6 protein-coding genes are annotated in these 5,540 nt (G+C 63.5%); 3 read left to right on the plus strand and 3 right to left on the minus strand.

Annotation, left to right across the window (positions count from 1 at the left end):
* Positions 1–122 precede the first annotated feature (122 nt).
* Together ACFXNW_RS11100 and ACFXNW_RS11105 are read left to right on the plus strand one after the other, a co-directional pair.
* Complete coding sequence (locus ACFXNW_RS11100; RefSeq protein ID WP_379418096.1) at positions 123–998, plus strand: polysaccharide deacetylase family protein; 876 nt, start codon at positions 123–125, stop codon at positions 996–998.
* Complete coding sequence (locus tag ACFXNW_RS11105; RefSeq protein WP_379417509.1) at positions 998–1,552, plus strand: NUDIX hydrolase; 555 nt, start codon at positions 998–1,000, stop codon at positions 1,550–1,552. The genes ACFXNW_RS11100 and ACFXNW_RS11105 overlap by 1 nt, the downstream gene beginning before the upstream one ends.
* Here ACFXNW_RS11105 and ACFXNW_RS11110 read toward each other — a convergent pair.
* Both ACFXNW_RS11110 and ACFXNW_RS11115 read right to left on the minus strand, forming a co-directional pair.
* The gene (locus tag ACFXNW_RS11110) at positions 1,528–2,055 is read right to left on the minus strand and encodes an HD domain-containing protein (protein WP_379417510.1); all 528 of its coding nucleotides are present in this window, start codon (positions 2,053–2,055) and stop codon (positions 1,528–1,530) included. The genes ACFXNW_RS11105 and ACFXNW_RS11110 overlap by 25 nt on opposite strands.
* Positions 2,056–2,420: 365 nt before the next feature.
* Positions 2,421–2,972, minus strand: coding sequence for an NUDIX domain-containing protein (locus ACFXNW_RS11115; protein ID WP_379417511.1), 552 nt, complete (start codon positions 2,970–2,972; stop codon positions 2,421–2,423).
* Between the two features lie 375 nt (positions 2,973–3,347).
* On the opposite strand from ACFXNW_RS11115, the gene ACFXNW_RS11120 reads away from it, so the two are divergent.
* A complete protein-coding gene (locus ACFXNW_RS11120; RefSeq protein WP_379417512.1) occupies positions 3,348–4,262 on the plus strand; it encodes a D-alanyl-D-alanine carboxypeptidase family protein in 915 nt (304 codons plus the stop codon).
* A gap of 131 nt (positions 4,263–4,393) precedes the next feature.
* Here the strand turns inward: ACFXNW_RS11120 and ACFXNW_RS11125 are convergent, their stop codons facing one another.
* Positions 4,394–5,248 (minus strand): arylamine N-acetyltransferase, encoded by an 855-nt coding sequence (locus ACFXNW_RS11125; RefSeq protein WP_379417513.1) that lies wholly within the window; start codon positions 5,246–5,248, stop codon positions 4,394–4,396.
* Positions 5,249–5,540 lie beyond the last annotated feature (292 nt).

The following is a 5,540-nucleotide window of genomic DNA, read 5'->3' on the forward strand; positions in this document are numbered from 1 at the left end:
GTTATACCAACCGTTCCTTGTTCCCGCCACTTCGCTCCTGCTCTGGGCTGAGACCCGAGCCGGTGCTTATCGCTAACCCCCCCGCATCGGCTCTCAAAGAACCACGGGAAAGAGATCTCGCAATGCGAAACGAGTTGTACGACTACAGTCCGATCATCGAGCGCCCGACCATTACCTGGCCCGGAAATGCGCGGGTTGCGTTCTATGTCGGGCTCAACGTCGAGCACTTCCTTATGGGCAAGCCGTCGACCAGCATCAATCAGGGAACCGCGGGGCTGGTACCCGACCCGCTGAATCACGGCTGGCGCGATTATGGCCCCCGGGTGGCGATCTGGCGGATGATCGAGGCCTTCGATCGCCACGGCGTGCGTCCGAGCGTTCTCCTCAATTCCGACGTCGCCGAGCACTATCCGCAAATCATCGAAGCCGGCAAGGCTCGCGACTGGATATGGCTCGCGCACGGCAAGAACAACTCCACCGTGCAGTCCGAGATCGAGGCGGAAGAACGCGCCTACCTGACCGATGTCGTCGAAACCATCGAGAAGGCCACCGGCCGCAGGCCGCGCGGGTGGATGGGACCGGCCCTCAGCGAGACCTTCCAGACCCCGGCGCTGGTCGCGGAACTCGGCCTGGACTATGTGCTGGACTGGACCAGCGACGACCAGCCGTACTGGCTGAACGTGCCCGGTGTGATGAGTGTTCCGTACACTCTCGAGCTCAACGACCTGGGTCTATTCACTGCCCACTCCATCAGCGGCCCCGACTTCGTGCAGATCGTCAAAGACCAATTCGACCAGCTGTACGCCGACTCCGAGCACAGCGGCCGGGTCATGGCATTGGCCTTGCATCCCTTCGTCACCGGGCAGGCGTTCCGGCTGAAATACCTCGATCAGGCCCTCGAGTACGTCACCGGTCACCCCGGCGTGTGGAACACCACCAGTGATGACATTGCCGCGCATTACGCGGCCACGACCGGAGCGCGGAGTGGCGCCCGGTAGTGAAGTTGCAGAGTGGTACGAGCAGGCGATTCCTCGCCCCTGCGCGATGCAACGGCTCAGGTTGCCGCCTTCTTGATTCGTGCGTCCAGCTCGTCGAGCCTGCGTCTGCCATAGCTCCTCCGAAACTCGGAACGAAACGTGTCTTATTAGGCGAAGAACGCATCTACGACGGCTATCCGGACGTCGCCCTCGACATGATCGAGCACCGCACCTTCGACGGGCGAATCCAGCTGGTCGATTGCGGGCGCACTGCTGTTCGCGAGACTAGAGAAGAGACGGGAGTGGATATCCAGGTAACCGGAATCGTCGGCATCTTCACCGATCCAACCCACGTCATCCACTACACGAGCAACGACGAAGTCCGTCAGGAATTCACCGTTGTATACCGCGGCGAGCCGATCGGTGGCCAACCCATGACGAGCAGCGAGAGCACGCGCGTCGGGTGGGTGCCGGTCGAGCAGATCCCCGACTTGACGATGGACCGCAGCCAGCGGAAGCGCATTGACTGGGCGCTGAACGAGAGCGAGCCTTACATCGATCCCGATACGCGCTGAGCAACTGCTCGCAGTCGTGGCTCCGCCTTCGTGATCGCGCTGTGAACGACATTGCCCGGCTCGTAGCGCCTCAAGATCTCATCCAGCCGCTCATCCACCGTGAAATCTTCCCCGTTCGGACCCGTCGACAGGTCGGACCACCACAGGAAATCCTCGGCCTTCTCGAGCCCAGCCACACCCGAGAGCTGGAACTCATCGAATATGCCTGCGTCCAGTCCCCTCACTTCTGCCTCGACCTCCGCTGCCGTGTGAAACGCGACCAGATGGCACACGACCGGCGAGTACCCGAGTGATCGCAGCAGCCGGGCACCGTCTATTGGGTGAAACCCGAGATCAGGATGTCCGTAGCCGACGTCATGCAGGTAGGCGGCCGTAACCGCATCCCCACGAAGGTCGGGCGGCAGCAGCCCCGCTACGGACTCCATCCGGCGTCCCACCGCTAACGAGTGAGCCCGACGCGATTCAGTCAGCGGAGCCAACAGGTCACCCACAGCCAGATTCACGGCCGCTATGGTACGCCCGGCACCTCTCCAGGTTGGTTGCCGAATTCCGTCAGACAGGATCAAGAGGCGCGGGCGCTGTGCGCCGCCGCCGCACTACGACGCCTAGCGACCTTGCTCGTACCTCGCCGCCTGGCGCGTCGTTGAATCCGGGCCCTCGATGTCCTACCGGACCTGCTGCACATCGTGGTCGGTGGCGATGATTCCGAACCCGCATGAGGCGGTCCGAGTCGGTACGCATGCGCTCGAACTGTTCGGAGCGGTGGAATCCCGCCGAACCCATGCCCATCTCCGAGACTTGCGTGCACGACTCGCCCCTTACAGCGACATTCCGGCAGTAGAGGAGTTTCGTGACCGGGTGGCGAATGCTAGGTCAGTGTGAGTGCCCGGTACACGCCCACCACCACCGTCGCCGCGCCGCCGATCTCTCCTCGGTCGATCATCTGTACCGCATCATCGAGAGGCACCCACCGGATTGTCTCGGCCTCGTTGATGTCCGGTCGGGTGTCAGTGAGCTCGGCGCCGCGGGCCAGATAGATCTCCTGGGGGTGATCGAGTGTGCCAATTGCAGGTTGATAGGTCACGAGGTGCTCCATCGCGCATGGGCGCCAGCCGGTCTCTTCTTCGACCTCACGGGCCGCCTCCGCAGCGACATCCTCGGCGTGGTCGACGTACCCACCCGGAAGCTCCCACACCCACTGGTCGATGATCCACCGGTGCCGGTACATCAGCAGCACATCGCGGTTGTCGTTGAGTACCAACGTCATCGCGCACCGCGGCATCCGCGCAACGTACTGCGTGAACTCCACCCCATCCGGGAGGCGGATGTCTGCTGTCGAGAGCCGGATGTAATAGCGGGTCGCCAACTCCCACTTCTCGGATGATCGCGCGGGGTCGGCATGATCATGATCGCGGAGCACCGTTCGGGGGCACATCTGCAACCCGGGCAATACGTCTTCTCCGGCATGCACACCGCCGGCCGGAATCTGGATCCCTGTCCGGATAGCCGACGTGGTCGAATGCCCAGTAGCTCAGAGACTGTGCGCTGCCTGCTCAGGCTGCACCCCGGATTCTCGAATGCGCTTCAACGTCGTGCCCGAATGGGGTGTTGATTATGTCGGTGAACATGCTCTGGCGCGGTGATCGATATCCAGTGGATCCGATCGGCGAATCGGGCTCGCGGTGTAGTCGATATCGGGCGTCGGCAGTCGGATATTGCCTCGGCCAGCAGTTAAGAGGCAACGCTCAGGCGGGAAATCCCACTACTCGGTGAAATCCGGCGGCACAATATGCCGATGCGAACCTATGTCCGCGCACTACCGGCGGCGGTCGCCGCGGTGCTCGTCGTTTTCGCGCCCACCGTCGCCGCGGCTCCGGTTGCCGGCGGCTCGAATGCTCAGGCTCCGTTTCCGGTGGCTCTTCAACCCGATGGGATTCAGGCGCGGGGGGCGGCGCTTGCGGAGGGGAATACGGGGGTGATCGTGTGGTCGCGGGAGGCGGATACTCGGGTGCCGGTTGCCAGTCTGACCAAGGTGATGACGGCGGTGGTTGTGCTCGAGGCCGGGGATCTCGAGCGGGCGGTTACGGTGCCGCAGGCCGCTATTGATGCGTCTGCTGCCCATGGCGGGAGTAACGCTGGCCTGGTTGCGGGGGAGGTGCTCACTGCGCGCCAGTTGCTGTACGCGATGATGCTGCCGTCCGGCTGCGATGCCTCCTACGCCCTGGCCGAGGCGTACGGGCCTGGTCGCGACGCGTTCATAGCCAAGATGAACGCCACAGCGCAGCGACTGGGTATGGGGAACACTCATTTCACCGACCCCAGCGGGCTCCCGGTACCCGACGATTTCTCCACGTACTCCACACCCGCCGATCTGGTGCGGCTCGGGCGCCATGCGATGGCGAACCCGGTGTTCCGGGAGATCGTCGGTACGCAGGTCCACCACCTGCCCGCCGGGGCCGGGAACAGACACCACGTCTGGGAGAACACAAATGACCTCCTCCACCAGTATCCGGGCACCACAGGAATCAAAACCGGATCCACGAACGCCGCCGGAACCTGCCTGCTCTTCGAAGCCCGCCGAGGCGCCCAGCGACTGATCGGCGTGGTCCTCCACAGCTCCCCCTTCGACCTCGACGCCGCAACATCCGACGCCCAACGCCTCATGGACTGGGGCTTCCTCCCAATCCTCGCCTCCCTACCCGTCGGCTAAGCGGCCTACCCTCCGTCGAGCGGTACATGAGACAGGCATTGTCGGCGTGTCGCCTGCCTCATGTACCGCTCGCCGCGCCACAGCAGCAGGTTGACCCTTGGGTGGCCTCACCGAGTTGCGTGATCTGAGGGTTACGGTTCGTGGACGAGGGTCGTCAGATCCGCTTCGCTCAGCTCGATATCGAAGATCTCGGTCAGCGTCTTCGGCAGCTCGGATCGTTCGAGCTCCCGGGTTTCACTCGTGCCATCCGGGTAGTTGGTGAGCAGAGTGAGGCCGTCGAGCATGTAGTGCACCTCGGGGTGAAAGCGCTGCAGGACGGGGCGGGTTGTGAACGGTGAATGCGTGGATGTCGACACGTAGTGGTTACCGACCACATTGTCGATTCGGTACTGCGGGGTCATTCCGAAGGTGCGGCGCATTGCCCAGCCGTCGCGGTTGAAGTGGTGCAGGCTCCATTGTTCGCCGCCCAGTTCGTCGGTGCCGCGTTCGAGGCGGAAACGCCAGTCGCCCAAGGTGAATTCACCGTTGCTGGGGGTCAGCTCGATCGGTGCCATCGGGCCGCTGCCGAATCCGACGTCGCAGAGCCAGATGCGGTCGTCGTCGGTGGTGGTCACGCGCAGCATCGCGTGGGTCGAGGCGAGGAGTTTGTTGTCTGTTCCCATGAAGATTCGGGCGGACAGCCCGGTGACGCCGAAACCGAGTCGTTCCAGGACGGCCGCGAAAAGCCCGGAGTTCTCGAAGCAGTAGCCGCCGCGGCGCTGTCGAACCATCTTGTCCTGCAACGATTCCACGTCCAGGTTGATCGGGCGTCCGAGGATGATCTCCAAGTTCTCGAACGGGAATGTCGTGACGTGCAGATAGACCAGACTGCGCAGGGTCGCCAGGGTCGGCGCGCGCTCGCCCTCGTAGCCGATGCGGGCCAGGTACGCGTCGAGGTCGAGGTCTTCGCCACCCCAGCGGTAGGACGGGTCCTGTTGTGCGCTCATTGTGTTCTCGATTCGTTGCCGGGATACATCGAGATCGACGTTAGAAGCTCAACTTTTCTTCAGGTCAAGTCCGGCGGCCGGCGACTCCGCCCTGATCCGAAACCGGCTCGTCGTCTCCCGGTGTTCCGCAGCGACATCGCCGAGGGGAAACTCCGAGAATGGCTGAAAGCAGCACGAGTCGGGGGGGGGGGGGGGGGGGGGGGGGGGGCGGCAGGCGGACCAAACAGCCGCGCGCCCCACACCACAACCCCCCCCCACCCACAAACCACCCCAAAAAAAAGATTAGATGTGT

It is taken from the genome of Nocardia sp. NPDC059180 (assembly GCF_042754945.1).
Taxonomy (GTDB): Bacteria; Actinomycetota; Actinomycetes; order Mycobacteriales; family Mycobacteriaceae; genus Nocardia.